Raw genomic sequence first — 24,910 nt, forward strand, 5'->3', positions numbered from 1 at the left:
CAGCGGAGAGACCATCATGATCGCAGTCCTTTTCGAAGCCAAAGCCGCGCCTGCCCATCAGGCGCGCTACCTCCAACTTGCCGCAGAGCTTAAGCCTTTGCTGGCCGACATCGACGGCTTTATCGATATCGAACGGTTCCAGAGCCTGACGACCGACGGCAAAATCCTCTCCCTTTCCTGGTGGCGGGATGAAGAGGCCGTCCGCCGCTGGAAGCAGAACGTCTTTCATCAGGCGGCGCAGGCCGAAGGACGGGCGTTGATTTTCTCTTTCTACCGTATTCGCGTGGCGCAGCTGGTGCGGGAATACAGTTCCGAAACCGGAGGGCACGCGGATGTATGACGTTCACGTGATTTTCCGCGACGGGCCCGGCGAGCTGGCGCGCTTTGGACAGCTGTTGGGGCGCAACGGCGTGGGGCTTGAGGGTGGCGGCGTATTCGGTACCGATGCCCATTTCCTGGTGGAGGACGGGGAAAAAGCCCGCCGTGTGCTGCTCGACGCCGGGTTTACCGTGCAGGCGCTGCGAAAGCCGGTGATCAGAAAGCTTAAGCAGGAGCGTCCTGGCGAGCTGGGCGAGATAGCGGCGGCGCTGGCGGCACGCGGCGTGTCTATCCTGACTCAGTACAGTGACCATGCGAATCACCTTATTCTGCTGACGGATGATGATAAGCTGGCCGCTGAGATCACCACACCCTGGGCGACGAATGTTAAAGACGAGCTTACCCTCTGATAACAGCGCGATGCTGGAAAAGGCGATTGCCGCGGTGGCGGCTGCAATGGCCGATCCGTCGCGCGTGAAGATGCTTTGTGCGCTAATGGACGGGCGTGCGTGGACGGCCACTGAACTGAGTGCGGCGGCAGACGTTGCGCCGTCGACCGCCAGCGGGCATCTTGCCCGGCTGGTTGAAGGGCAGCTAATTACCTGCCTGTCGCAAGGGCGGCATCGTTATTATCGTCTTGCCGGGCACGACGTGGCGGCGCTGGTGGAACAGATGATGGGGCTTTCGTGGAGCCGCATTACCCCGCCGGAAACCAGCGCGCCGAAAGCCATGCGTGAAGCCCGGACCTGCTACGACCATCTCGCAGGCGCGGTGGCGGTGCAGATCTATGATTTCATGCAGGCGGAAGGATGGCTGGAGGCTGACGGTTCCGCATTGACCCTGTATGGTCGGGAGCAGTTCCTGGCGCTCGGTATTCCGTTAAGCGCTCATCCGCGTCGGAAGGCCTGCTGCGCCTGCCTGGACTGGAGCGAGCGGCGGTTTCATCTTGGCGGTGAGGCGGGCGCTGCGCTGCTTATCCACATGGAAAGCAAAGGCTGGATCCAGCGGGTGGCGGGTTATCGGGAGGTGGTGGTGACGGCTTCGGGGAAAAGTGCCGTCAGGAAGCATTTTAGCCGCTAAACGCCGCTGCGGGCTGATGCCCTCACCCCGACCCTCTCCCACAGGGAGAGGGAGAACATCGTTTCGCAATTCCTGCGCTTTAACTTCTCGTTTCTTGATACTTATCCTGATAACTATTATTGTGATGGCGTACTACGAGAGGGCTCCCCATGAGTGAAGAAGATCTGTTTAGCCGCAGGCCGATGGGCATGCGGATGGCGATGATCGTGCGTCAGTGGCGCGCAGTCATCGACGACGCCATTCTCGACACCGGGTTAACCCAGTCGAGCTGGACGGTGATGATGCAGCTTCATCAACTCGGGGATAACGTCTCGGTCAGCGAGCTGGCGGAAGTGCAGGGCATTGAACTGCCTCCCCTAATGCGCACGCTGACACAGCTGGAAAAGCAGGGCTACCTGCTGCGCACCGTCTCGCCGTATGACAAGCGTATCCGGCTGCTGACGCTGACGCCTGAGGGAAAAGCCATTCTTGAAAGGCTCTCTCAGGTGATTGAGACGTTCCAGGCGCGCGTATCGCAAAACATCGCGCCGGAACATATCGATATTTTCAGCGCCACTCTCAATCAAATCGCCTGCAATTTGCGGACAATCCGCGAAGAAGATAATAAGACCGAAAAATAATGACTCCTGAACAAAAGTTTGCCCGCTGGGTAAGGGTGAGTATTGCCTCTTTCCTGCTGATGTTTGTTTACTTTATCGTCGCGGATATCTGGATCCCGCTGACGCCGGACTCCACCGTGATGCGCGTGGTGACCCCGGTGTCTGCCCGCGTCTCCGGGTATGTGGCGGCGGTACATGTCCATAACAATAGCCAGGTTAAGAAAGGCGATCTGCTGTTTGAGCTCGACGCCACGCCGTTTCGCAATAAGGTCGAGGCGGCGCAGATCGCGCTGGAACAGGCGCGTCTGTCTAACGATCAGCTGGATGCGCAGATTGCCGCAGCGCAGGCCAGCCTGAAAACCGCCGTGCTGACCGCGCGTAACGACAAAGTGACATTCGACCGCTACCAGAAACTGAGCACCTTGCAGAACGTATCGCAGGCGGATCTGGATAAGGTCCGTACCACCTGGCAGAGCAGCGAGCAGTCCGTCAGCTCGATCCAGGCGAATATTCATAACCTGCGCATTCAGCGCGGCGAGCGGGATGAGCACCGTAACGTGACGCTGCAAAAATACCGTAACGCGCTGGATGAAGCGGAGCTGAATCTTGGCTGGACGAAGGTCTACGCCGAGGCGGACGGCACGGTCAGTAACCTGCAATTAAGCCCCGGTTTTTACGCCTCATCCGGTTCGGCTGCGCTGGCGCTGGTGAACACCCGGATCGATATCGTGGCGGATTTCCGCGAGAAGAGCCTGCGTCATACCCATCAGGGGACCGACGCTGCCGTGGTGTTTGACGCCTTCCCGGGGCACGTTTTCCGTGCCCACGTTACCAGCAGCGACGCGGGGATCCTCGCCGGACAGGAGGCCGTAAACGGTCAACTTTCTGAACCGGAAACCTCCAACCGCTGGGTGCGTGATGCCCAGCGTATGCGCATTCACGTAGCGCTGGACGAAGCCTTACCGAAGCCGCTGCCGACCGGCGCGCGCGCCACCGTGCAGCTCTACAACAGCGAAGGGCCGTTTGCGCGATTCTTCTCCGGGATGCAAATCCATCTGGTGAGCCTGCTTCACTATGTCTATTAGCACCCTGGCACGGGTATTTACCCCGCACGGCAACATCGTCTATACGGCAAACGACTTTCGCCAGACCCTGCGTATCGTCTTTGCCGGGATGATTGCGCTCAGTATTTCGAGTTTCTACAACACCAGCTACGGCGTGTTTTTTGTGGTCTACCCGATCATGCTTCTCTCGCTGGTACCGGTGTTTAATCGCCACGTGGCGAAGCAGTTTATCTTCAGCGCCTCGCTGAACTGCGTCGAAATGGTGTTGATTATCGGCTATCTGTCGCAGTGGCCGGTCATCATGACGCTGGTGGTGTTTGCCCTGTATGTGATGCGTTTTCGCTTTATGAGTAAGGGGCCGCTGTTCCTGTTCGGCTCGATGGGCGTGGTTTGCCAGAGCGTGATGCTCAACTTTATGAGCTACCCCACCACCAACTGGCACACGCTTTTATTCTCTAACATCGAAGCGAGCGTGATGGCGGTGTGCCTGAGCGCGCTGATGAACTACCTGCTGCCGGACGTGGAGCCGCGTAAGCCGCCGCCGCTGATTGAGAAAGACGACGCCCGCGTGCGCCACGAGTCGCTGCTATCCGGCACCGTGGCGACGCTGATTTTCGTCGTGTTCCAGATTAGCGACTTAAGCGATTCGCTTTCGGCGCTGATGGCGGGGATTTTGATCCTGTTCCCGATGCACTATCGCGGCTCGGTTATCAGCTCCATCTGGCGCGTGGTTGGCGTGGTGCTGGGGTGCCTCTATATCCTTGTCGTCCAGCTTATCCTCTACGATCACAGCAGCCATATGCTGCTGATGATGCCGCTGATTGGCCTTGGTCTGGCGTTTGGCGCGCGTCTGCACGTAATGGAGAAGGTCGGCGCCGGGGTAGGCTTCGCCAGTATCACCACCATCGGCATTATGTTCGGGCAGAACATGCACCCGGACAGCGACCTGGTGTTCAGCGATCTATACCGCATCACCTCCGTTACCTTCGCGCTGGTGGTCACGCTGACGATGGTCTTTCTGGTGCACCTGATCCTGAATCGCTTCGAGGCGACGCGCTACGTTATCGCGCCGCCAGAAGCGGATTAATGCCCCAGCACGGCGGGTAGCTGCGAGAGCAGAAACAGGATCAGGCCAATCGTACCGCCCACCAGGGTACCGTTAACGCGAATGAACTGAAGATCTTTACCGATATTGAGTTCTATCTGACGTGACATGTCTTTGGCATCCCAGCTTTTCACCGTGTCGCTGATATGGCGCGTCAGGAACGCGGCGAAATCCGGCGCCACGCGGTGTGCGGCCTGCTCCAGATGCTCATTCAGCGACGCCCGCAGGCTGGCGTCGTTGGTCAGCGTTTCGCCAAACCACAGCCCGGCGTTGGCGATACGCTGCTTCACGCGGGAATCATCGCTCTGCATGTCATTTTTCAGCCACTGGCGCAGGTCAGCCCACATTTCCCCCAGATAGCGGTTAAAGGCCTCATCATTCTTGAGGTAGTGTTTGATATTCTCGGCTTTCGCCGTCATCTCCGGATCGTTTTTCAGATTGTCGATGAACTTGATCGTGGCGCGGTCAAACGCCTGACGGATCTGGTGCGTACGGTCGTGGCTGATATCGTCCAGCAGCGTGTTCACCGCGTTCGACACCATCTCCGCGCTTTGATCGCCCAGCCACTCGGTGGGCAGCACCATGGCCTTGCGCGGATGCTCGGTCTTAAGCCAGTGAACGATCTGGTCAGCAATAAATTCCCGCGTGCTTTCCCGCTGAATCAGGGTAATCAGGCGGTTTATGATGGCGTCCAGCAGCACCTGGTGACGGTTGTTTTTGGTCATGCTTTCCAGCATGACGGCGCTGGTCTCGGTTAAATCGACCTTGTCGATAGCCTTATGCACCGCGCGTTTGAGCAGGCGCTGGATGCGCCCATCGTCGGTAAGTTCCAGAAAACCGCCCATCACCTGCACCAGATGCTGCCCCACGCGCCGGGCGTTATCGGGCTGGCTGAACCAGGTCCCAATCATCTGTGCGGGCTCGTAGCGACGGATAAGATCGACAAGGGATTGCGTATCGAGAAACTTTTCCTGCACGAACTGGCCGAGATTGTCGCCGATGCGGTCTTTATTGCGCGGGATAATCGCCGTATGGCGCGAGATAAAGGGAATGGGCACCCGGCGGAACAGCGCGACAACGGCAAACCAGTCCGCCAGCGCGCCAACCATCGCCGCCTCGGCAATGGCCTTTACGCCGCGCACCCAGAAGGTTTGCGGCATGAACAGGGTGGTGATAAACGCTGCGACGGCAATCAGCAGCAGCGACAGCGCGAGAAGCTTGGCGCGTTTGAGTTCGGTATGCTTTTCCATGGGTTAAGGATAGAGGGTGATGGAGGTAAAATGCAAAATGTGCTATCTGGTGAAGAATTAAAATTCCTCTTTTAACTGACAGATCAGAAGATTTGTTGCATTCTCTTTCTGGTTCGGAGTATTCGTTTCTCATAGCTAATAATAATCTATTTTCTGGGGTATATAAAATGAATTTACTGTATCGTTTTATAAATGGAATAAAAAATAAATCCTTGGATTTATATTTGTTCCTTTTCTTTGCAGGTTGTTTTGTTTTGTTGAAAATAAAAGATCCAGTTCGGGTTTATTTGTCATATGCATTATTTATTGGCCTTTTAGTCATGCTGTATTTAAAAAGGCAGCGTGCCCGGGAAATTATTATTCATTTTATTCGGTTCGAAAGTGGCGATGTTGTAAATAAGTTGGCTGGATGGGCGTCGCTCCTTGCCTGGGGTGCGTTTCTTCTTTTTCCTTTTGCAATAAATATACAGTTTGGTTTTCTTGCAAAAGTACTATTGGTGATGTTCTCCATTTTTATTGTTATTAGCAGCGTTTTAACAATCTTTGTTCTCGAGAAAGATGGCCATGAGAAAGTAAAAAATATACGGGTTATGTTGTTTTCATTTATATCAATCTGTTATGTTTTATCTAGTGCGTTCTCGGCAAGTTTATTTCTTCAGTTGAGTAATATAGATTTATCATCCAGTCCATGGCTGGAGTTTACATGGAAGCTCAGTTCATTTTTTGTATTGATATTTTTTATATTGCAGTTGACTACTTACGTAATATTCATCGTGACTGCTGATCATGCAAAAGGATATAGACTTTTTACTATTTTTGGTGCTTTGATTCTAACGAGTTTAATCGTATTATTTGTCTCAAGCAGGCCGGATGTAGTAGCATATTATGTTTTAAAATATTCTACTGGCAGTGAATGGCGGAGTGATTTTACATGTGAGAATGAAAAAATATCACGCCCTAACGAGAGATATTTCGGTTATAATACCGATAAGTACACAGCTTACTTTTTCAATCGTAACGGAAAGTGGGGGTTCGATGAGATAACTTGTGTTAAAAACTCGCAAGAGGGGAAAGGATATACTGTAAAAAATGTATCGACAGAAAATATCCCTCATTGGGTGAAATAATTAAAATCACAGTTCCCCCTGTCGGTAAACGAAAGGGGGAAAACGTATAAGAACCCTCCGTATATACCCAACTTTACCTTCATAGTCAGACAGATTGACTACCCTTAATACCCTAAGCGGTAAAACAAGGAGATTCGATATGGCTTACCAGACAGTAAATCCTGCCACGAACCAGCTCATCAAAGAATATCCCTCTCACACTGACGCAGACGTTGAAGCGGCGCTGAAGGCAGCCGATGCGCTCTATCACTCCGACTGGGCGAAAGGTGACATAAGCCAGCGCCTGCCGGTGCTGCATAAGCTGGCGGACCTGATCGACGAACGCGTGGAGGATCTGGCGAAAATCGCCAGTCAGGAGATGGGTAAGCTCATCGAACAAAGCCGCGGTGAAGTGAAGCTATGCGCGCAAATCGCCCGCTACTATGCTGACAACGCGAAGCAGTTCCTGGCCCCGGTGAAGTATGACTCTGAACTCGGGGAAGCATGGGTTGAACATCACCCCATCGGCGTGCTGATGGCCGTCGAACCATGGAACTTCCCATACTATCAGCTGATGCGCGTTCTGGCGCCAAACCTGGCAGCGGGCAACCCGGTGATCGCCAAGCATGCCAGTATCGTGCCGCACTGTGCAGAAACCTTTGCACAGCTGGTACGTGAAGCGGGCGCGCCGGAAGGGGCGTGGACCAACCTGTTTATCTCGTCCGAACAGGTGGCGAACATCATCGCCGACGATCGCGTACAGGGGGCGGCGCTGACCGGTTCAGAAAAAGCGGGTAGCGTGGTTGCGGCACAGGCTGCGAAACACATCAAAAAATCGACCCTTGAACTGGGCGGGAACGACGTCTTCGTGGTGCTGGACGATGCGGATCTGGAGAAAGCCGTGAAGATCGGCGTTAACGCGCGGCTTAATAACGCCGGGCAGGTCTGTACCGCGGCGAAGCGCTTTATCCTGCATGAAAAGATTGCAGACGCCTTCCTGAACAAATTCACCGAGGCGTTTAAGCAGGTGAAGATTGGCGATCCGCTGGACGAAAGTACCACGCTGGGGCCTTTGTCATCCAAAGACGCGCTGGAGACGCTAACTAAGCAGGTTAACGAGGCGGTGAAAAACGGCGCGAAGCTGCACCATGGCGGCAAGCCGGTGCAGCGTGACGGGAGCTTCTTTGAGCCGACCATCCTGACCAATATCTCGCGCGATAACCCGGCGTATTTCGAAGAGTTCTTTGGTCCGGTAGCGCAGATTTATGTGGTGAAAAACGACGACGAGGCGGTTGCCCTGGCGAACGACTCCCACTACGGTCTGGGCGGAGCGGTGTTCAGCCAGAACATCGAGCGCGCGAAGAAAATGGCGTCGCGCATTGAGACCGGGATGGTGTACATCAACTGGCTCACCGATACGGCGGCAGAACTGCCGTTCGGCGGCGTAAAACGTTCGGGTTACGGACGCGAGCTGTCGGATCTGGGGATCAAAGAGTTTGTGAACCAGAAGCTGGTGGTGGTGCGTAAGTGACGTAGTAATAAAAAACCTGCCGAAGGGCAGGTTTTTTTATCTATCAGGTGGCTTAGAAGCTCACGCCGCCGCCGAAGTAAGCGCCGTCTACCAGCGTGTGGTTTGGACGACCGTCTTTGCCATCAACGCTCACGTGGCGGTAGCCCACTTTCAGCGTAACCGGTTTGACCGGGGTCCAGCTTACGCCGCCGTTAGCTTCAACGTAGTTCTTCACGCTGTTGTTCAGTCCGTCTGGCGCAACGTAGCCTTCACCGAATACCCTGATGCTGTCGGTCAGGGCAACGTTCACACCGCCGCCGACCGGGAACGCCACGCCGTTATCGCCTTTCTTCGGGCCAACGTAGAGGGCCTTAGCGCCTGCGTTCAGCATTACCGGGCCGACTTCGAAATTGTAGCCTGCGCCCACGCCACCGGTCGTGGTGCCGTCGTCGGTGTTTTTCAGCCAATTACCTTCGGTGTAAAGACCGGAGGTTGATTTGCCCATTTCCACATTCAGATTGGTAAAGTTTTTACCCTGCTCAATGCTGCCGCCCATTGCCAGTGCGGAGCCCGATACGGCGGTGAGAGCAGAAAGGATGAGAACGTTAAGCTTTTTCATGCGTGTTTCCTCGTCATCAAATTAATCTGAGGGCACCTTAACAAGGGATGTTTATGACTGCAAATGTGATGGGTATCGCAGTTTTATGCTGTTTTTGTTGGTTTTTTTAATCTTAAATGTTGATGAGATGTTTTTATGGCAGATCGTCAATCCTCAATCCATTCGTGTTTAGGGAAAGTTTATATTTTTGGCTAAACGTTTAATGAACGAGGCGAAGAAAGCCGTTTGAGGTGAATTAATTAAGTTTCTAATAATTTCCAAAAGTATTTCGGCTGTCACAGATCAAGACAGAGGTTTACATTTCTGGTGATTGCTATACGTATTTCTTTGCCGATCCGCTGTCTTTTCATGTCATTTTTCTGACACGTTTCTTCATTACGTTGTTGGCTTCACTTACTGGATGCTAACAATATGAAAAGAAAAATTATTCCTGTGCTTATCGGTTGTGCGCTCTCTTTCTCTGGCCTGGCTGCGCAGCCTACCGCTGAGCGCTATATCGTCAGCTTCCCTGACGGCTCCCATGTGAAATACAGCGGCGCGTTTGCCGATGCGTTCCCGAACGGGCTCCCGGTGGGGATGGGTTCTGGTCTGCTGTTTACGGGCAAGCAGGGCGATGCGCTGACGTTTGCGACCGTGACCGATCGCGGTCCTAACGCGGATTCGCCAAAAATGGGGAAAAACGATGCCAAAATCTTTGTTACCCCGGATTTCGCCCCGCTGCTGATGACGATCCGCGTGCAAAACGGTAAAGCGGAGGCCGTGGACGCGCGACCGCTGCATGACGATAAAGGCGAGATCAACGGCCTGCCACTGCAAAGCGGTGTGATTGGTTCCACCAATGAAGTCGCGCTAAGCGACACCTTAAAAGTACTGAAAGGCGATAACCGCGGGCTAGATACGGAAGGCATCACGTCGGACGGGAAGGGCGGCTACTGGCTGTGCGATGAGTATGGCCCGTTCCTGATTAACGTCGACAGTAAAGGGAAAATCCTCGCGATCCACGGTCCGCAGGCGACGCAAGGGGAGAAGTCCATCGCGGGCGGTCTGCCAAACGTTATCAAATGGCGTCAGGCAAACCGGGGCTTCGAAGGGCTGACCCGCATGCCGGACGGACGTATTATTGCCGCCGTGCAAAGCACGCTGGATATCGACGGGAAGAGCAAAAAACAGGCGCTGTTTACCCGTCTGGTGAGCTTCGACCCGGCGACCGGGAAAACCGCGATATACGGCTACCCTGTCGACAGCGCGGCCTACAGCAAAAACAGCGACGCCAAAATCGGCGACATAGTGGGGCTGGATAACCACACCATCCTGCTGATTGAACAGGGTGAGGATAAAAATGACGCAATGCGTAACCTCATCTACAGGGTGGATCTGAGCAAGGCGAGCGATCTGGCCGCCTTCGACAAGCCGGGCGAATACCCGGAGTTTGATGATGAGAAAACGCTGGCGCAGCGCGGCATCACCCTTGCGGAAAAAACGCAGGTGGTCGATCTGCGTGCGCTGGGCTGGCAGCAGGAAAAGGCCGAAGGGCTGGCGCTGATTGACAGCAAAACGCTGGCGGTAGCGAACGATAACGATTTTGGCGTGAAGGTAGCGATGCAAAACCCGGTCGAGGGCAAGAAGCTCAAGGATTATCGGGTGAACGCGGAAGGCAAGCTGACGCTGGATGATAAACCGGTGGAAACCACGCTCAGCGTGAAGCCGCTGAAGAAGCCGGAGTCCGACAGCGAGCTGTGGATTGTGACGCTGCCGGAGGCGTTGAAATAAGTTTCCCCCTCACCCTAACCCTCTCCCCGCGGGGGAGAGGGGATGATCGGTGCGATTTACTTTTTCAGCCCCGCAAACGCTGCCCGAATTTCTTCTTCCGGCAGCTGTATTCCAATAAACACCATCACGCTGTGCGGCGTTTCATCGCCCCACGGGCGATCCCAGTCGGCGCTGTACAGGCGCTGCACCCCCTGGAACAGCAGGCGGTTCGGCTCGCCGTCGATCCACAGCATCCCTTTATAGCGCAGCAACTTGTCGGCAAACGACAGCAGCAGGTTTTCCATCACGCGGGAGACCTCGCTGATGTCTACCGGGTAGTCCAGCTCCACCACAATCGACGCCACGTCGTTTTGCTTGTCGGACATAAAGTGAAAGCGCGGTTTCGCGGTAACGTTCTCTTCCAGCATAAAGCCGTTGGTGTTGAACAGCTGAGCGAGATCGATATCGCCGTGCGTCACCGTGTAAATGGGCGCACGCGAGTTGATGCGCGTCAGGCGCTCGCGCAGTTTTTCGCTTTCACCTGCCACGTCGGTTTTGGTCAGCAGGATGCGGTCGGCGTAGCCCACCTGAGACTGGGCGATGGTGAACTGGTTCATCTGCTCGTCGGCGTGTACCGCATCCACCAGAGCGATAACACCGTCCAGCAGGTAGCGCTGGCAGAGGATCTCGTGGGAGAAAAAGGTCTGAATAATCGGGCCGGGGTCGGCCATGCCGGTGCACTCGATCACCAGACGGTCGAAGACGATGTCACCGCGATCGCGGCTGTCGAGCAGGTCCAGCAGGGCGTCTTCTAATTCGTTAGAGCGGGTGCAGCAGATGCAGCCGTTGGTCAGGGTTTTGATCTGGGTGGCGCGGTCGCCAATCAGCTGATCGTCAACGGAGACTTCGCCAAATTCGTTTTCGATGACGGCGATTTTGAAGCCGTGCTGCTCGTTCAGAATGTGGCGCAGCAGGGTGGTTTTACCGGCGCCGAGAAAACCGGTCAGCAGGGTAACGGCAATCGGGGTCATGGTTTCTCCTTTAGCAGCAGCGGACGCCGCCTTCTCCACTTCCGCCGTAGCGCGCTTCCTGACGCTCGCGGAAGAATTCAGTGTAGGTCATGTACGGCTTATCCGGATGGTTGGTCTTCATATGCTCAACGTAGTTGTCATAGTCCGGAATGCCAATCAGCATTTTCGCCGCCTGACCGAGGTATTTTTTTGCTTCGCCTAAGTTACCAAACATTGAGGGTTCCAGATAGAAGAAGCCCGGAGGCGCGCAGCGATCCGGGCCTACAGTAACATGCTTAATTAATGGTGTGATGAGGTCTTCACGCCGCCTTCCGGCACCGGCACGTACGGGGTTTCTTTGTCCGTACGGCCCTCAACGTTACGCACTTTCATCCAGGTTTTGATGCCATAGAAGATAATGCTGTACACCACCACCAGGAACAGAATGCTCAGACCCGCGTTGGTGTAGTTGTTCACCACGATATGGTTCATGTTGGCAATCTGCTGCGCGGTCAGATCCGCGCCGCCTGCGGCAATCTTCTCTTTGTACTGGTTAGCCATGAAGAAGAAGCCTTCCAGCTGCGGGTTGGTGCTGAACAGTTTCAGACCCAGCGCCCAGGTAGTGCAGAGCAGCAGCCACAGCGCAGGCACCACGGTGACCCAGATGTATTTGGTGCGTTTCATCTTCACCAGGACAACGGTACCCAGCACCAGGGCCACAGCCGCCAGCATCTGGTTAGATATGCCGAACAGCGGCCACAGGCTCTTAACGCCGCCCAGCGGGTCAACAACGCCCTGATACAGCAGATAACCCCACAGGCCTACGCAGCCCGCGGTACCCAGAACACCGGCCACCAGAGAGTCGGTTTTCTTCAGGAATGGCACGAAGTTACCCAGCAGATCCTGCAACATGAAGCGGCCTGCACGCGTACCGGCATCCAGCGCGGTGAGGATGAACAGCGCTTCGAACAGAATACCGAAGTGGTACCAGAAGCCCATGTCCGCCCACGGCAGCACTTTGTGGAACACGTGTGCGATACCTACCGCCAGCGTCGGTGCACCACCTGCGCGGTTCAGCACGGACGGTTCGCCGATGTCTTTCGCGGTCTGCATGATCTGCTCAGGCGAAATTACAAAGCCCCAGGAGCTGACGGTCGCCGCCGCGTGTGCGCTGGCGTCTTTCAGCTGCGCCATGATCAGCGCGGTATTTTCGCCGCCCATCTCATGCAGGTTAGGCATGGTGATGCCCAGACCCGCTGGTGGCGTGTTCATCGCGAAGTACAGGCCAGGCTCGATAATCGACGCCGCAACCAGCGCCATGATCGCCACGAAGGACTCCATGAGCATTGCGCCGTAACCGATGAAGCGCGCGTCGGTTTCATTGGCCATCAGCTTCGGCGTGGTGCCGGAGGAGATCAGCGCGTGGAAGCCAGACACGGCACCGCAGGCGATAGTGATAAACAGGAACGGGAACAGGGCGCCTTTCCACAGCGGACCGGTACCGTCAATGTACTGGGTTACCGCTGGCATTTTCAGCTCAGGATTGATGATCACAATCCCGATTGCCAGCCCGACGATCACGCCGATTTTCAGGAAGGTCGCCAGGTAGTCGCGCGGAGCCAGAATCAGCCACACCGGCAACAGCGCTGAGATGAACGCGTAACCGATCAGCGCGAAGGTGATGGTGGTGTCTTTAAAGGTCAGCGCCGGGCCCCAGTACGGGTCGTGCGCAATCACGCCGCCGAAGTAGATGGAGGCGACCAGCAGCACGATACCGATGACCGACACCTCGCCAACGCGGCCAGGGCGCAGGAAGCGCATGTAGATGCCCATGAACAGCGCAATCGGTACGGTAGAGCAGACGGTGAAGACGCCCCACGGACTTTCGGCCAGCGCTTTCACCACGATCAGCGCCAGCACCGCGAGGATGATGATCATGATCAGGAAGCAGCCAAAGAGGGCGATGGTGCCCGGCACGCGGCCCATCTCTTCTTTGATCATCTCACCCAGCGACGAACCGTTACGGCGCGAGGAGATAAACAGCACCATAAAGTCCTGCACCGCTCCCGCCAGCACCACGCCCGCCAGCAGCCAGAGCGTACCCGGCAGGTAGCCCATCTGCGCGGCCAGTACCGGGCCGACCAGCGGACCCGCGCCTGCAATGGCGGCGAAGTGGTGACCAAACAGCACGTAACGGTTGGTTGGCACGTAGTTCAGGCCGTCATTGTTAATGACCGCCGGGGTGGCACGCGTCGGGTCGAGCTTCATGACCTTCTGCGCGATGTATAAGCTGTAGTAGCGATAAGCCACAAGGTAGACGGAAACCGACGCGACCACGATCCACAGGGCGCTGACGTGTTCGCCCCGGCGTAATGCGACAACCGCCAGATAGAAAGCACCGAGGATCCCGAGTAAGGCCCAGGGCACGTGCTTCAGTAGTTTTTTAGTATCCATAGTAAGACCTGGTTTTTTATGTAAAGAAAAAAGGGTCAGGGTTTGTTGTGAGGAGGTATTGATTAATGCTGGAGCGATCGTGCCAGATCCTCGCGCGTATAAAGCACGGTAAATAGGTGAGTGGTTGAAAGCGATGCGTGAGCGGTCAAAAGCGAGGGTGAGTGGTTAAGGCTCACCCACGGTGGAAGAAAATATGTGATTGAGATCACTGAGAATAATCTACCTCTGCGGGGTTTCGTCGTTCGCTTCAGGGCAGTGCACGCAGCGGCAGGTCTGATACGCAGGCAGCAGCTGATAGCGCCCTTTGCCGTCGTGTTCAATAATCGGGGAAAGCGCCTGCAAATCGCGGTACACCGTGCGTTCGGTAATGCCAAATTTTTGCATCAGATCGCGGCGATTAACGCTTCCGTTGCGGTGCAGGGCAATAATGATGTCAACCAGACGTTCAGCCGAGCGGCTTCGGGGTGAAGGGGCCATAAGACTTTCCAGCGTTAAGGGGGCGCCTGACGACGTCGCCAGCCGCCCCGGAAAATTTATCTTATGGATAGTTAACGGCGCACCTTTGCGGAAACCTTAGCGTTTTTTTGTGCAACGGGATCAAACCGCGGCTTCCATCTCCATCATCACCGGGTGGAAACGGCGTTTGAAGTAGATCAGGCCGTGCCCCTCGCTGCTGAGGATGATGTTCTTAATCTCCACAAGGTAGACCAGATGGGTACCGATGGTTTGCACCTGGGTTATCTCGCCTTCCAGGCTTGCCAGAGCGCCTTTCAGCACCGGCTGCGCCAGCGGTCCTTTCTGCCAGCAGGAGAGAGCAAAGCGCTCCTCCATTGCCATGCCGGTCATCCCGGCAAAGTGGCGGGCCATGATCTCCTGCTCGTGGTTCAGCACGTTGACACACAGTTTGCCGTTGCCCTGGAAGACCGGGTTCATGGCGCTGTTGGCATTGATGCAGACCATGACCGAAGGCGGGGTGTCCGTGACCGAACAGACGGCGGTGGCGGTAATGCCGCAGCGACCCGCATCGCCCTCGGTGGTGACCACATTCACCGCCGCCGACAGGCTGGCCATCGCGTCGCGAAAACGCAGGCGTTCTTCAGATTGCATTGAAACCTCCCGCTGCGTTATTTCAGCAGCTTATCCAGCATGTTGATATCAGTGTTGTTGTGCAGGTGCGGTACGGTCCAGCCGTGCTGGTCGTACTCGGACATGCAGCGGTCAACCATCGCCATCATCTTGTCCATGTTGCCGGAGCTTTGCGCCTGACGCAGGCATTGCAGGCGGATCTCATCCTGGCTACCGGAGTAGTTGATTTCGTACAGCTCGTGACGTCCGCCAAACTCGCTGCCGATGGCATCCCACATCAGTTTCAGAATCTTGATGCGTTCGACATGATCCATCCCGTTGGAGCCGCGCACGTACTTCGCCAGATACTGGTCGATCTGCGGGTTGTTCAGGTCCCGCGCGCTGGACGGCAGGTAGATCAGCCCGGAGGTCACGTTACGTTCGATGATGTTCTTGATCTTCGCATAGGCCATTGGCGCCATCACGCGGTAGGTCTGTAACGCCGCGTGGTCAGGCAGATACGCGCCGTTTACCCACGGCGTGGCTTCGGAGCACATGGAGTCGCTCAGCGCCCAGAACATGTTGCGCCACGCCACCACTTCGCCGAGATCCGCCTGCACGCCGCGGAACTCGAGGGTGCCGGTACACTCCAGCGACTTCTTCAGCAGAGCGGTGATGAAGTCGAGCTTCACTGCCAGACGCACGCAGGCCTGAAGCGGGTACATGCGGGCGAAGCCACCTTCCATCGTCCAGCGACGGCAGCGGTCGAAATCGCGGTAGATCAGCACGTTTTCCCACGGGATCAACACATGATCCATCACCAGAATGGCGTCGTTCTCGTCAAAACGGCTGGAGAGCGGGTAGTCGTACGGGGAACCGGTCACCCCTGCCACCATCTCGTAAGAGGCGCGGGAGATCAGCTTCACCCCTTCGGCATCCATCGGCGCGACGAACATCAGCGCGAAGTCCGGGTTTTCGCCCATCACCTGCGCAGAGCCGAAGCCGATCATGTTGTAATGGGTCAGGGCGGAGTTGGTGGCCACCACTTTCGCGCCGCTGACGATGATCCCGGCGTCGGTCTCTTTCTCCAGCTTGATGTAAACGTCTTTCACCTCGTCTGCCGGTTTATGGCGGTCGATCGGCGGGTTGACGATGGCGTGGTTAAAGTACAGGCCGGTTTCCTGAATACGTGTGTACCAGTTGCGGGCGTTCTGCTCGAACTGACCGTAGAAGGCAGGGTTCGCCCCCAGCGCGCAGCCGAACGCGGCTTTGTAGTCCGGCGTACGCCCCATCCAGCCGTAGCTCAGGCGCGACCACTCGGCGATGGCGTCACGCTGCTGGCGCAGATCGTCGGCGCTTTTTGCCACGCGGAAGAATTTATGGGTGTAGCCGCCGCTGCCGGTGTCCGTGCCCCAGCAGAGGGTATCCTGCATGTCTGGCTTGTGCAGGGCATCGTACATCTGGGCGATGGACGCCGCCGCATTGCGAAATGCCGGGTGGGTAGTGACGTCCTTAACGCGCTCGCCGTAGATATAAATCTCACGGCCATCTTGCAGGCTTTTTAAATACTCTTCACCGGTTAACGGACGTTTGGCATCAGCGCGGAAATCTTCAGGCTTCATAGGGACCTCGTATCGGAAGATGGTTGTTAAATTTATGTTTTGTTTTTGTTGTTTAATTGAAGCGTGAGAGGGGCGGAACGTGAAGGGACGATTGGGACAACGGCAGGTACTTTTCGCGAGAGATCACAGAGTGTGATTTCCCTCACCCTAACCCTCTCCCAGAGGGAGAGGGGACGGTTACTCTCTCTCCATCTGGGAGAGGGCAGGGGTGAGGGGAACAGGCGACACCGGTACTTTCTGCGCCCGGTACGCGCTGGGTGAGCACCCCGTCAGTCGGTTAAAAAAACGGGCGAAATAGGCCGGATCTTTAAAACCCAGCTGCCAGGCAATTTCGCTCACTGTGCTGTCGGAAAACAGCAGCAGGCGTCTGGCTTCCCGCAGCTGGCGGTCGAAGATCAGCCGTTTCGGCGAGCGGTTGGCGAAGCGGCGACAGATATCGGTCAGGCGGGATTCGGTGAGATGCAGTTCGCTGGCGTATTCCGGCACCGTCCAGTGCTCGTGGTAATGAGCATCTGTCAGCTGGTTAAAGCGCTGAAACAGCTTCAGCTCACCGCGCATGCCGCCTGACGCGTGGTCGTCGAGCTTCGCGTTGCGCAGCAGCAGGGTAAAAACGGCCTGCGCCAGCAGGACCAGCGTATGCTCGCGACCGGGCAGCTGTTCCGTGGATTCCCGGGCAATCAGCTGCCAGTAGTGCTTCAGCGCCGTCAGCTCATCAGGCTTGTCGGCAAGCGACAGGCAGATCCCCGGCAGGCCGAACGCTTCCCGCGTGCCCGGGTAGAGCACTTCTAACAGCGGCCAGATGAGATCCTCGCGCACCGTCAGCACGTGGCCGTCGCTGTCGGATTCGGTGATAAACGCATGCGGCACCGACGGCGGCGTCAGCACGAACAGCGGTGCCTGCACCGAGTAACGGTGGTCGTCGAGCTGGAGCTCAATCTGCCCGGTGTCGAGAAAATGCATCTGAAAATACTGGTCGTGGCGGTGCGCCTGCATGTCGCGGCCAAAAAAGGCCGCCATGCGGGCGAACGACTGGTAGTGCACATCGTCGGTGCCCAGACTTTCGTCGTACTCCTTGCTGATATCGATGTTTGTGATGGGGCTCTGACACATAGCGGCTCCTCAGTGGATCTTTTGCGCCGCGATGTCCGGCTCACGCTCAAGGCTTTCCCGGCGCGTCATCGGAATGCGCGTCAGCACCAGCGCGCCCACCACCAGCAGACCTGCCACGAACCACAGTCCCGAGCTGAAGCTGCCGGTCGCGTCGCGCAAAAGACCTATCAGCAATGGGCTGACGGCAGACCCGACGTTGCCGATGGCGTTGATCACCGCCAGCGCCACCGCGCGGGATTGCAGGCTAATAACCTGATCCGGCGTGGTCCAGAATATCGCCATGGCGGTAAACGATCCGGTTGAGGCCATGATGATGCCAAGCAGCTGGATCAGGCTGTGATCGGTCGCCGAGGCCAGCATCCATCCCGCCGCTGCAAACAGATACGGCAGGATGGTGTGCTTTTTTCGCTCTTTCAGCCTGTCGGAGCGGCGGCTCCACCAGATCATCCCGAGGATGGTGCAAAACTGCGGGATCGCCGCCAGCAGGCCAATCACGATATTGCTGCTGCCGGTGTTGAAGCTTTGCAGGATCTGCGGCGTCCAGATGTTGATCGCGCTCAGCGTATTCGTCAGGCAGAAGTAGGCCAGCGTGTAGAGCAGCACGGCGGGCGTCAGCACCTCGCGCAGCGTCGATCGCGGCGTGGCGGCATGCGCAATGGCCAGCTCCTGCTCGCGGGCGATCATCGTTTTGAGTGCCTGCTTTTCGTCATCATCCAGCCAGGTGGCCTGATCCGGGGTGTCGTTAAGGTAGAACCAGGTCACCACGCCGAGCACCACCGACGGCAGCCCCTCCAGCAGGAACAGCCACTGCCAGCCCTTAAGGTTCCACAGTCCGTCCATCGCCAGAATGTACCCGGAGAGGATCGAACCGAGCATCATGGTCACCGGCATGGCGATCATAAACAGCGCGTTGGCGCGGGCGCGGTGATACGCCGGGAACCACCAGGTGAGATAGACCAGAATGCCCGGCAGGAAACCGGCTTCGGCAATGCCCACCAGCATGCGCAGGACGTAGAGCGTTTCGGGGCTGGTGGCGAACATGGTGCAGGTAGAGGCGATGCCCCACACCACCATGATCCCGGCGATCCAGCGGCGGGCGCCGATCTTCGCCAGCATGATGTTGCTGGGGATCCCGCACAGCACGTAGGTCACGTAAAACAGCGTCGCGGCCAGGCCAAACATGGTCGACGTGAGGCCCAGATCTTTGCCCATCGTCAGCCCGGCAAAGCCGATGTTGATGCGATCGAGAAACGAGAAGACAAACAGGATAAAAAGAAACACGATCAAACGACGGAACAGCTTATTAATAACGCGATGTTCAACAGCTTTATTGTGCAGGGTTGAGGTCGTCATGTTGCGCTCCACATCGTACGTTTAGTAGACGGATTTATTGTTATCAACTGCTGTGGTGACATCGGTAAAGCGGGCCGCCAGCGCTTCGGCGCTGCGGGCGAGCAGGGTGGTATCCACGCCGACCGCGACAAACAGCGCGCCGAGTTCAAGATAACGTTTTGCCAGTTGCTCGTTCGCCATCAGGATGCCGGGGGCTTTACCCGCGCTGAGGATTTGGGCGATCGCCTGCTCTATGGCGGCCTGCACCTCCGGGTGCTGCGGATTACCGGCGAAGCCCATGTCGGCGCTCAGATCCGCAGGGCCGATAAACACGCCGTCCACCCCTTCCACGTCCAGGATCTGCGGCAGGTTTTTCAGCGCCTCGCGAGTTTCGATTTGCACCAGCACGCACATGGCGTCGTTAGCCTGATGCAGATACTCCGGGATGCGGTTCCAGCGCGACGCCCGCGCCAGCGCGCTGCCGACGCCGCGAATGCCGGCAGGCGGATAGCGGGTGCCGCTGACCGCCAGACGGGCTTCGTCGGCGTTTTGCACCATCGGCACCAGCAGGGTTTGCGCCCCCACGTCCAGCAGCTGCTTGATCTGCACCGGATCGTTCCACGACGGGCGCACCACCGGCTGGCTGGGATAAGGGGCGATGGCCTGTAGCTGAGTCAGGATGGTTTGCACGCTGTTCGGCGCGTGCTCTCCGTCGATCAGCAGCCAGTCAAAACCGGCCCCGGCCAGTAGCTCAGCGCTGTAGCTGCTGGTCAGCCCCAGCCATAACCCGATTTGCGGACGGCCCGCCTTCAGCGCCGCTTTGAATGCGTTTTGCATGGTCATCTCCTTACACAAAGCGGCAGCTAATCGAGCCCATGTTGCCGTAGTCGACGTGGAAGGTGTCGCCTCTGCTGGCGGCAACCGGGCGGGTAAACGAGCCGCCGAGGATGATTTGCCCTGGCTCAAGCTGCACGTCGTATGGCGCGAGTTTGTTCGCCAGCCACGCCACGCCGTTCGCCGGGTGGTTAAGCACGCCTGCGGCGACCCCGGTCTCTTCGATCACGCCGTTGCGGTAAAGCAGGGCGGAGATCCAGCGCAGATCCAGCTCGTCGGGTTTAATCGGGCGGCCGCCGAGGATCACGCCCGCGTTGGCGGCGTTATCGGAGATGGTGTCGAACACCTTGCGCGGGCGCTGGGTTTCCGGGTCAACGTTATGGCAGCGGGCGTCGATCAGCTCCAGGGCGGGGATGATGTAATCCGTGGCGTTGTAGACGTCGAAGATCGTGCAGTTCGGGCCGCGCAGCGGTTTTGCCAGCACGAAGGCCAGCTCCACTTCGATGCGCGGGACGATAAAGCGATCCACGGGGATGTCGCTGCCGTCGTGGAAGAACATATCGTCCAGCAGCGCGCCGTAGTCCGGCTCGCTGATCTGCGAGCTGGCCTGCATCGCTTTGGAGGTAAGGCCGATCTTGTGGCCTTTCAGCACGCGGCCTTCGGCAATTTTCAGGCTCACCCATTCGCGCTGGACGGCGTAGGCGTCTTCAATGGTGATCTCCGGATACTCCAGCGAGATCGCGCGGATCTGCTCCCGGGATTGTTCCGCCTGATGCAGACGGTGGGCGATCAGGGTATGGGTGTGTTTGTCGAGCATGGCGATATCCTGTTTTTATTTGTTTTCTCCCTCTCCCTGTGGGAGAGGGGACAGACCGTGCGGTGTTATTTAAACAACGCGTGCACGTTGTTTTGCTTGTAATTAAGCGTCGGGTGCAGCTCGTCCAGCTCGAACGAGAGCGCCAGATATCGGCCCGCCATTAGCTCTGCGAAGTGCGTTTTGATCAGCGCAAACAGCATTTCACCGACCTCTTCCCGGCTTTCCAGGCTGCGCCCCGCGCCGATCTTCAGCGTCATATGCACAAAGGCGTAATCGTGCTTACCGTCGGCCATCTGCCAGGTATCCAGCCAGTGGGCGCGGCTGCGGATACCGCCGAGCGGGAAGATCCCCGTGGCGGCGAGCGCCTCGTTCACTTTGGCGAACAGACCCGGCAGGTCGGCTTGCTCGCGGATGTTGTTGGTACATTCAGCAATAAAGTGCGGCATAACGACTCCTTAGGCGGGCAGCGGGAAAACGGCGTTGACCTGGCCGGTGCCGGAGCTGGCGAACAGCTCGGTGAGAAACTCCACCTTACCGTCGTATTTGTCCCAGCCGAGCATCCCCAGCAGCATCACCGTGTCGTGCATGTTGCCCTCGCCGTAGCAGTAGTCGGCGTACTCCGGCAGCATGCTGCAAAACTCCTTGAACTGCCCCTCGCGCCACAGCTTCACCACGCGCTCGTCCATCTGGCGATCAAACTCGCGGGTGTAGCTGTTCATCCCTTCCTCCGCGCGCTGGTCGTCGATAAAGCGGTGCGACAGCGAGCCGCTGGCGAGCACCGCCACGGTGCCGTCGTATTTTTCGATGGCGCTGATGATGGCCTCGCCCAGCCTGCGGCTGTCGGCGAAGTCGTGAACCGTGCAGAACGCCGAGATGGAGACCACTTTGAAGTGCTTATCCGCGTTCATGTAGCGCATCGGCACCAGCGTGCCGTACTCCAGCTTGAGGCTCGGGATGTTGTGCGCCTTGGCGCGAACGCCAAGCTTCACCGCTTCGTCGGCAATCAGCTGGCCGAGTTCCGGGTTGCCGTCGTAGTCGTAGGTCATGTCGCGAATAAAATGCGGCAGCTCGTTGCTGGTGTAGACGCCTGAGAAATGGTCCGCGCAGTTGATGTGATACGCGCTGTTCACCAGCCAGTGGGTGTCGAAGACGATAATGGTATCCACGCCCAGCTCGCGGCAGCGCTTGCTGATCTCTTTATGCCCATCGATGGCGCCCTGGCGGCAGCCGTGGTTTTTGCCCGGCAGTTCAGAGAGATACATTGACGGCACGTGGGTGATTTTTGCCGCTAACGCTAATTTTCCCATGATCAGATCCCCCACTTTGGAATCGGATGGTCGCCCATGGAGATGCACACGTTCTTCATCTCCGCGAAGACCTCGAAGCTGTACTCGCCGCCTTCGCGCCCGGTGCCGGAGGCCTTCACGCCGCCAAACGGCTGGCGCAGGTCGCGCACGTTCTGGGTGTTGACGAACACCATGCCCGCTTCGATGTTGCGCGCCAGACGCAGCACCTTGCTGACGTCCTGGGTCCAGATGTACGACGCCAGGCCATACTCCACGTCGTTCGCCAGGCGCAGGCCTTCCGCTTCGTCCTTAAACGGCAGCAGGCAGGCCACCGGCCCGAAGATCTCTTCCTGCGCCACGCGCATGCGGTTATCGACATCCGCCAGCACGGTCGGGCGCAGGAAGTTGCCGCCTTTCAGGTGCGCAGGCAGATCGGTCGGTTTGTCCGGGCCGCCCGCCAGCAGGGTTGCCCCCTCTTCAATGCCGAGGCGGATATAGCCGGAGACTTTTTCCCAGTGCTGCTGGCTGATGAGCGCGCCAATCTGGGTGTTCGGATTGGTCGGGTCGCCCACGCGCAGGCGGTTGGCGCGCTCGGCAAAGCGTTTGACGAACTCCGGGTAGATGCTCTGCTGTATGAAGATGCGCGAGCCGGCGGTGCAGCGTTCGCCGTTGATGGAGAAGATGGTGAACAGGGCGGCGTCCAGCGCGCGCTCGATGTCCGCGTCTTCAAAAATCAGCACCGGAGATTTGCCGCCCAGTTCCATAGAATACTTCTTCAGCCCGGCGTTTTTCATGATGTTACGCCCGGTGGCGGTGCCGCCGGTGAAGGAGACGGCGCGCACGTCATGATGACGCACCAGCGCGTCGCCAGCCGTGGCGCCATAGCCCTGCACCACGTTGAGCACGCCCGCCGGAATGCCCGCTTCGAGGGCCAGCTCGCCCAGACGGTCGGCGGTCAGCGGGGAGAGTTCAGACATCTTCAGCACCGCGGTGTTACCCAGCGCGAGACAGGGCGCGACCTTCCAGGTGGCGGTCATAAACGGCACGTTCCACGGCGACACCAGCGCGCAGACACCCACCGGCTGCACCAGGGTGTAGTTGAGCATCTTGTCGTCGACCGGGTAGGTTTTGCCGTTCATCTGCTGGCACACCTCGGCGAAGAACTCGAAGTTGTGCGAGGCGCGCGGAATGAGCACGTTTTTGGTCTGGTGGATCGGCAGGCCGGTGTCGGCGGTCTCCATCGCGGCAATGTCCGGCACGTTCTGGTCAATCAGATCCCCCAGGCGACGCATCAGGCGCGCACGCTCCTTCATCGGCAGGTTGGCCCATTTCGGGAACGCCTCTTTGGCGGCGGCAACGGCCTGATGGATTTCGGCTTCGCCCCCGGAGGCTACTTCAGCCAGCACCTCGCCGGAGGCCGGGTTAGTGGTTTGGAAGTACTCACTTCCGGCGACGTTTTTCCCGTTGATCCAGTGGTTAATCTTTTTCATTTTGCAGTCTCCTCACTGACAATTCGGTTTACCAGACGGCCTACGCCCTCCACTTCCACCACCACTTCATCGCCCGGTACCACGTCGGACAGCCCCTTCGGCGTGCCGGTGGCAATCATGTCGCCCGGTTGCAGGGTCATGAAATCGCTCAGATACGCAATCAGGAATGGGATGCTGAAAATGAGATCGGCGGTGGTGCCTTCCTGACGCAGTTCACCGTTAACGTAGGTGCGAAGACGAAGGTTGTGCGGGTCAGGGATGGCTTCTTTTGGCACCACGTTCGGGCTGATGGGGGTCAGCCCGTCGCGGCTTTTCACCCGCAGGTTTGGGCGATAGTAGTTTTCGAGATAATCGCGGATGGCGTAGTCGTTGCACACCGTGTAGCCCGCAACATAGTCCATCGCCTCGGCTTCGCTGACCTTACGCGCGGTTTTACCGATGACCACCACCAGCTCGGCTTCGTAATGCATGTATTCAATGTTGTTTGGGCGCACCGAGGTCTGGTTGTCGCCATTAAAGGTGTTCGGCGCTTTGATAAACACCAGCGGCTCGGTAGGCGGTTTGAAGTCCAGCTCGCTGGCGTGATCGGCGTAGTTCAGGCCGAGTGCGAACAGCGTGGCGTGCGGCGGCGTGCGCGAAGCAATGGTAACGTCGCGTTCCACTACCACCGGGTTTTCCAGCGGCGGAAATCCCTCTGCCAGAATGCGTACCCGATCGCCCGGGCGAATTTCGACACGGCTTTGTGGGGTACCGAGCAATATCGCATCGCCGGGGTTCAGGGTGGCAAATTCGCTCAGCGCGCTCAGCAGTTCGGCGGCGTTGCGGTGCAGATCGGCCGTGTTCCAGTGGTCCGCTTCGCGACCGTTGATCTCGGTGATGATGGTCAGGTTGTCCACGTTATCAACGGCGACAGGTTCGCCGAGCGGGCAAAATCCATCCCGACATTTGGCCTTGATCGCCGGACGGTAGAAGCTCTCTTCCGGCAGGCTGATTTCGTTGGCCAGCGCGTAGCTAGCGATGTACGCCGCCGCCTCTTCAACGCGGACTTTGCTGGCGGTTTTGCCCACCACCAGCGCCACCGTTGCGCCGCTTAACACGGTTTCTCCCTGTGGGAAGGGAATCGGCTCGCCTGCGCGAATAACGGTGTTATGTGGCTTGATAAACCACACCGCCGTTTTTGGCGGCGCGTTATAGGGGGCTTTTTCAAACGCCTCAGCCCAGGCTGCACGCTGGCTTTGGTGGTTTAGCGCTACGGCAAAAACAGTACCTTTCATTCCCATACTCCTCAAACCGGCTGTCCGGTTTTGATTTCATTAATATGTTAATGATCTGGTTTTATGCTTTTGCTGTTCGTTTCGCAATCAGAAGTGAATAATTTGTGATATGAATAACAATAAATTTACATAAATGAGTTAATTATCTTTTAATTCAATGGATTAAAAAAATTTCGTTGTTTCTGTTAGACTTTTTGGGTTACAACGTGTTGTCTA

General features: G+C 57.3%; 25 protein-coding genes. 9 read left to right on the top strand and 16 right to left on the bottom strand.

The genetic code is table 11. The features are described from left to right. Positions 1-16: 16 nt before the first annotated feature. The 6 genes from BFV63_RS02895 (at position 17) to BFV63_RS02920 (ending at position 4,148) form a co-directional block, all read left to right on the top strand. Positions 17-340 carry an antibiotic biosynthesis monooxygenase family protein gene (locus BFV63_RS02895; RefSeq protein WP_023315328.1) on the top strand — a complete coding sequence of 108 codons (324 nt, stop codon included), beginning with the start codon at positions 17-19 and terminating at the stop codon, positions 338-340. Then, positions 333-728, top strand: a complete 396-nt coding sequence (locus tag BFV63_RS02900; protein WP_022650340.1) for an amino acid-binding ACT protein — start codon at positions 333-335, stop codon at positions 726-728. Before BFV63_RS02895 ends, BFV63_RS02900 begins: the two co-directional genes overlap by 8 nt. Continuing rightward, on the top strand, positions 703-1,398 hold the full coding sequence (locus BFV63_RS02905) for an ArsR/SmtB family transcription factor (protein WP_032608444.1): 696 nt from the start codon (positions 703-705) through the stop codon (positions 1,396-1,398). The genes BFV63_RS02900 and BFV63_RS02905 overlap by 26 nt, the downstream gene beginning before the upstream one ends. 149 nt (positions 1,399-1,547) lie before the next feature. Beyond that, a complete protein-coding gene (locus BFV63_RS02910; RefSeq protein ID WP_003863089.1) occupies positions 1,548-2,018 on the top strand; it encodes a MarR family winged helix-turn-helix transcriptional regulator in 471 nt (156 codons plus the stop codon). Beyond that, positions 2,015-3,082, top strand: coding sequence for an HlyD family secretion protein (locus BFV63_RS02915; RefSeq protein WP_086527941.1), 1,068 nt, complete (start codon positions 2,015-2,017; stop codon positions 3,080-3,082). The genes BFV63_RS02910 and BFV63_RS02915 overlap by 4 nt, the downstream gene beginning before the upstream one ends. Further along, a complete protein-coding gene (locus BFV63_RS02920) occupies positions 3,072-4,148 on the top strand; it encodes a DUF2955 domain-containing protein (protein WP_045331719.1) in 1,077 nt (358 codons plus the stop codon). Before BFV63_RS02915 ends, BFV63_RS02920 begins: the two co-directional genes overlap by 11 nt. On the opposite strand, the gene BFV63_RS02925 is transcribed toward BFV63_RS02920, so the two are convergent. Then, the gene (locus BFV63_RS02925; protein WP_032608445.1) at positions 4,145-5,416 is read right to left on the bottom strand and encodes a DUF445 domain-containing protein; all 1,272 of its coding nucleotides are present in this window, start codon (positions 5,414-5,416) and stop codon (positions 4,145-4,147) included. The genes BFV63_RS02920 and BFV63_RS02925 overlap by 4 nt on opposite strands. A 167-nt stretch (positions 5,417-5,583) precedes the next feature. On the opposite strand from BFV63_RS02925, the gene BFV63_RS22330 reads away from it, so the two are divergent. Both BFV63_RS22330 and BFV63_RS02935 read left to right on the top strand, forming a co-directional pair. Then, complete coding sequence (locus tag BFV63_RS22330) at positions 5,584-6,543, top strand: hypothetical protein (RefSeq protein WP_053071062.1); 960 nt, start codon at positions 5,584-5,586, stop codon at positions 6,541-6,543. Positions 6,544-6,682: 139 nt separating this feature from the next. Further along, positions 6,683-8,053: an NAD-dependent succinate-semialdehyde dehydrogenase gene (locus tag BFV63_RS02935; protein WP_023324109.1), complete on the top strand. Its 1,371-nt coding sequence runs from the start codon at positions 6,683-6,685 to the stop codon at positions 8,051-8,053. A gap of 52 nt (positions 8,054-8,105) precedes the next feature. Here BFV63_RS02935 and BFV63_RS02940 read toward each other — a convergent pair whose 3' ends face one another. Further along, positions 8,106-8,651, bottom strand: coding sequence for a YfaZ family outer membrane protein (locus BFV63_RS02940; protein ID WP_003856615.1), 546 nt, complete (start codon positions 8,649-8,651; stop codon positions 8,106-8,108). Positions 8,652-9,062: 411 nt separating this feature from the next. Between BFV63_RS02940 and BFV63_RS02945 the strand changes: the two genes are divergently transcribed. Then, the gene (locus tag BFV63_RS02945) at positions 9,063-10,421 is read left to right on the top strand and encodes an esterase-like activity of phytase family protein (RefSeq protein ID WP_048241437.1); all 1,359 of its coding nucleotides are present in this window, start codon (positions 9,063-9,065) and stop codon (positions 10,419-10,421) included. 56 nt (positions 10,422-10,477) lie between these two features. On the opposite strand, the gene yjiA is transcribed toward BFV63_RS02945, so the two are convergent. The 14 genes from yjiA to hpaG form a co-directional block, all read right to left on the bottom strand. Further along, the gene (gene yjiA / locus BFV63_RS02950) at positions 10,478-11,431 is read right to left on the bottom strand and encodes a GTPase (RefSeq protein WP_022650345.1); all 954 of its coding nucleotides are present in this window, start codon (positions 11,429-11,431) and stop codon (positions 10,478-10,480) included. A gap of 10 nt (positions 11,432-11,441) precedes the next feature. Continuing rightward, on the bottom strand, positions 11,442-11,645 hold the full coding sequence (locus BFV63_RS02955; RefSeq protein ID WP_003856610.1) for a YbdD/YjiX family protein: 204 nt from the start codon (positions 11,643-11,645) through the stop codon (positions 11,442-11,444). Between the two features lie 65 nt (positions 11,646-11,710). Beyond that, entirely contained in the window at positions 11,711-13,864 is a 2,154-nt protein-coding gene (locus BFV63_RS02960) for a carbon starvation CstA family protein (protein ID WP_048241435.1), read from the bottom strand. A 219-nt stretch (positions 13,865-14,083) separates the two neighbouring features. Next, positions 14,084-14,341 carry an HTH domain-containing protein gene (locus tag BFV63_RS02965; protein WP_023315336.1) on the bottom strand — a complete coding sequence of 86 codons (258 nt, stop codon included), beginning with the start codon at positions 14,339-14,341 and terminating at the stop codon, positions 14,084-14,086. 120 nt (positions 14,342-14,461) lie between these two features. After that, positions 14,462-14,971, bottom strand: coding sequence for a 4-hydroxyphenylacetate 3-monooxygenase reductase subunit (locus BFV63_RS02970; protein WP_003856606.1), 510 nt, complete (start codon positions 14,969-14,971; stop codon positions 14,462-14,464). A 17-nt stretch (positions 14,972-14,988) separates the two neighbouring features. Further along, positions 14,989-16,551 (bottom strand): 4-hydroxyphenylacetate 3-monooxygenase, oxygenase component, encoded by a 1,563-nt coding sequence (gene hpaB / locus BFV63_RS02975; protein WP_023315337.1) that lies wholly within the window; start codon positions 16,549-16,551, stop codon positions 14,989-14,991. Positions 16,552-16,728: 177 nt separating this feature from the next. Continuing rightward, complete coding sequence (gene hpaA / locus BFV63_RS02980) at positions 16,729-17,661, bottom strand: 4-hydroxyphenylacetate catabolism regulatory protein HpaA (RefSeq protein ID WP_032661480.1); 933 nt, start codon at positions 17,659-17,661, stop codon at positions 16,729-16,731. Positions 17,662-17,670: 9 nt separating this feature from the next. Continuing rightward, the gene (hpaX, locus tag BFV63_RS02985) at positions 17,671-19,014 is read right to left on the bottom strand and encodes a 4-hydroxyphenylacetate permease (protein WP_048241432.1); all 1,344 of its coding nucleotides are present in this window, start codon (positions 19,012-19,014) and stop codon (positions 17,671-17,673) included. Positions 19,015-19,035: 21 nt separating this feature from the next. Continuing rightward, positions 19,036-19,830, bottom strand: a complete 795-nt coding sequence (hpaI, locus tag BFV63_RS02990; protein ID WP_048241430.1) for a 4-hydroxy-2-oxoheptanedioate aldolase — start codon at positions 19,828-19,830, stop codon at positions 19,036-19,038. A 10-nt stretch (positions 19,831-19,840) separates the two neighbouring features. Continuing rightward, on the bottom strand, positions 19,841-20,644 hold the full coding sequence (gene hpaH, locus BFV63_RS02995) for a 2-oxo-hept-4-ene-1,7-dioate hydratase (RefSeq protein WP_003856601.1): 804 nt from the start codon (positions 20,642-20,644) through the stop codon (positions 19,841-19,843). A gap of 65 nt (positions 20,645-20,709) precedes the next feature. Continuing rightward, positions 20,710-21,090 (bottom strand): 5-carboxymethyl-2-hydroxymuconate Delta-isomerase, encoded by a 381-nt coding sequence (locus tag BFV63_RS03000; RefSeq protein ID WP_003856599.1) that lies wholly within the window; start codon positions 21,088-21,090, stop codon positions 20,710-20,712. A gap of 9 nt (positions 21,091-21,099) precedes the next feature. Continuing rightward, positions 21,100-21,951: a 3,4-dihydroxyphenylacetate 2,3-dioxygenase gene (gene hpaD, locus BFV63_RS03005; protein ID WP_003856598.1), complete on the bottom strand. Its 852-nt coding sequence runs from the start codon at positions 21,949-21,951 to the stop codon at positions 21,100-21,102. A 2-nt stretch (positions 21,952-21,953) separates the two neighbouring features. Continuing rightward, a complete protein-coding gene (gene hpaE / locus BFV63_RS03010) occupies positions 21,954-23,420 on the bottom strand; it encodes a 5-carboxymethyl-2-hydroxymuconate semialdehyde dehydrogenase (protein ID WP_048241428.1) in 1,467 nt (488 codons plus the stop codon). Continuing rightward, complete coding sequence (hpaG, locus tag BFV63_RS03015) at positions 23,417-24,694, bottom strand: 4-hydroxyphenylacetate degradation bifunctional isomerase/decarboxylase (RefSeq protein WP_048241425.1); 1,278 nt, start codon at positions 24,692-24,694, stop codon at positions 23,417-23,419. The genes hpaE and hpaG overlap by 4 nt, the downstream gene beginning before the upstream one ends. Positions 24,695-24,910 lie beyond the last annotated feature (216 nt).

Origin of the sequence: Enterobacter hormaechei subsp. xiangfangensis, from assembly GCF_001729785.1 — a bacterium.
Classification (GTDB): Bacteria; Pseudomonadota; Gammaproteobacteria; order Enterobacterales; family Enterobacteriaceae; genus Enterobacter; species Enterobacter hormaechei_C.

Coding starts and splice junctions, on each gene's coding strand:
- hpaB (WP_023315337.1), bottom strand. CDS start 16,551: ATGAAGCCTGAAGATTTCCGCGCTGATGCCAAACGTCCGTTAACCGGT.
- BFV63_RS02955 (WP_003856610.1), bottom strand. CDS start 11,645: ATGTTTGGTAACTTAGGCGAAGCAAAAAAATACCTCGGTCAGGCGGCG.
- BFV63_RS02965 (WP_023315336.1), bottom strand. CDS start 14,341: ATGGCCCCTTCACCCCGAAGCCGCTCGGCTGAACGTCTGGTTGACATC.
- BFV63_RS02960 (WP_048241435.1), bottom strand. CDS start 13,864: ATGGATACTAAAAAACTACTGAAGCACGTGCCCTGGGCCTTACTCGGG.
- yjiA (WP_022650345.1), bottom strand. CDS start 11,431: ATGACCCCGATTGCCGTTACCCTGCTGACCGGTTTTCTCGGCGCCGGT.
- BFV63_RS02970 (WP_003856606.1), bottom strand. CDS start 14,971: ATGCAATCTGAAGAACGCCTGCGTTTTCGCGACGCGATGGCCAGCCTG.
- BFV63_RS02945 (WP_048241437.1), top strand. CDS start 9,063: ATGAAAAGAAAAATTATTCCTGTGCTTATCGGTTGTGCGCTCTCTTTC.
- hpaD (WP_003856598.1), bottom strand. CDS start 21,951: ATGGGAAAATTAGCGTTAGCGGCAAAAATCACCCACGTGCCGTCAATG.
- BFV63_RS02895 (WP_023315328.1), top strand. CDS start 17: ATGATCGCAGTCCTTTTCGAAGCCAAAGCCGCGCCTGCCCATCAGGCG.
- BFV63_RS02905 (WP_032608444.1), top strand. CDS start 703: ATGTTAAAGACGAGCTTACCCTCTGATAACAGCGCGATGCTGGAAAAG.
- BFV63_RS02925 (WP_032608445.1), bottom strand. CDS start 5,416: ATGGAAAAGCATACCGAACTCAAACGCGCCAAGCTTCTCGCGCTGTCG.
- BFV63_RS22330 (WP_053071062.1), top strand. CDS start 5,584: ATGAATTTACTGTATCGTTTTATAAATGGAATAAAAAATAAATCCTTG.
- BFV63_RS02900 (WP_022650340.1), top strand. CDS start 333: ATGTATGACGTTCACGTGATTTTCCGCGACGGGCCCGGCGAGCTGGCG.
- BFV63_RS02910 (WP_003863089.1), top strand. CDS start 1,548: ATGAGTGAAGAAGATCTGTTTAGCCGCAGGCCGATGGGCATGCGGATG.
- hpaG (WP_048241425.1), bottom strand. CDS start 24,694: ATGAAAGGTACTGTTTTTGCCGTAGCGCTAAACCACCAAAGCCAGCGT.
- hpaI (WP_048241430.1), bottom strand. CDS start 19,830: ATGCAAAACGCATTCAAAGCGGCGCTGAAGGCGGGCCGTCCGCAAATC.
- hpaE (WP_048241428.1), bottom strand. CDS start 23,420: ATGAAAAAGATTAACCACTGGATCAACGGGAAAAACGTCGCCGGAAGT.
- BFV63_RS03000 (WP_003856599.1), bottom strand. CDS start 21,090: ATGCCGCACTTTATTGCTGAATGTACCAACAACATCCGCGAGCAAGCC.
- hpaA (WP_032661480.1), bottom strand. CDS start 17,661: ATGTGTCAGAGCCCCATCACAAACATCGATATCAGCAAGGAGTACGAC.
- BFV63_RS02935 (WP_023324109.1), top strand. CDS start 6,683: ATGGCTTACCAGACAGTAAATCCTGCCACGAACCAGCTCATCAAAGAA.
- hpaH (WP_003856601.1), bottom strand. CDS start 20,644: ATGCTCGACAAACACACCCATACCCTGATCGCCCACCGTCTGCATCAG.
- BFV63_RS02920 (WP_045331719.1), top strand. CDS start 3,072: ATGTCTATTAGCACCCTGGCACGGGTATTTACCCCGCACGGCAACATC.
- hpaX (WP_048241432.1), bottom strand. CDS start 19,014: ATGACGACCTCAACCCTGCACAATAAAGCTGTTGAACATCGCGTTATT.
- BFV63_RS02940 (WP_003856615.1), bottom strand. CDS start 8,651: ATGAAAAAGCTTAACGTTCTCATCCTTTCTGCTCTCACCGCCGTATCG.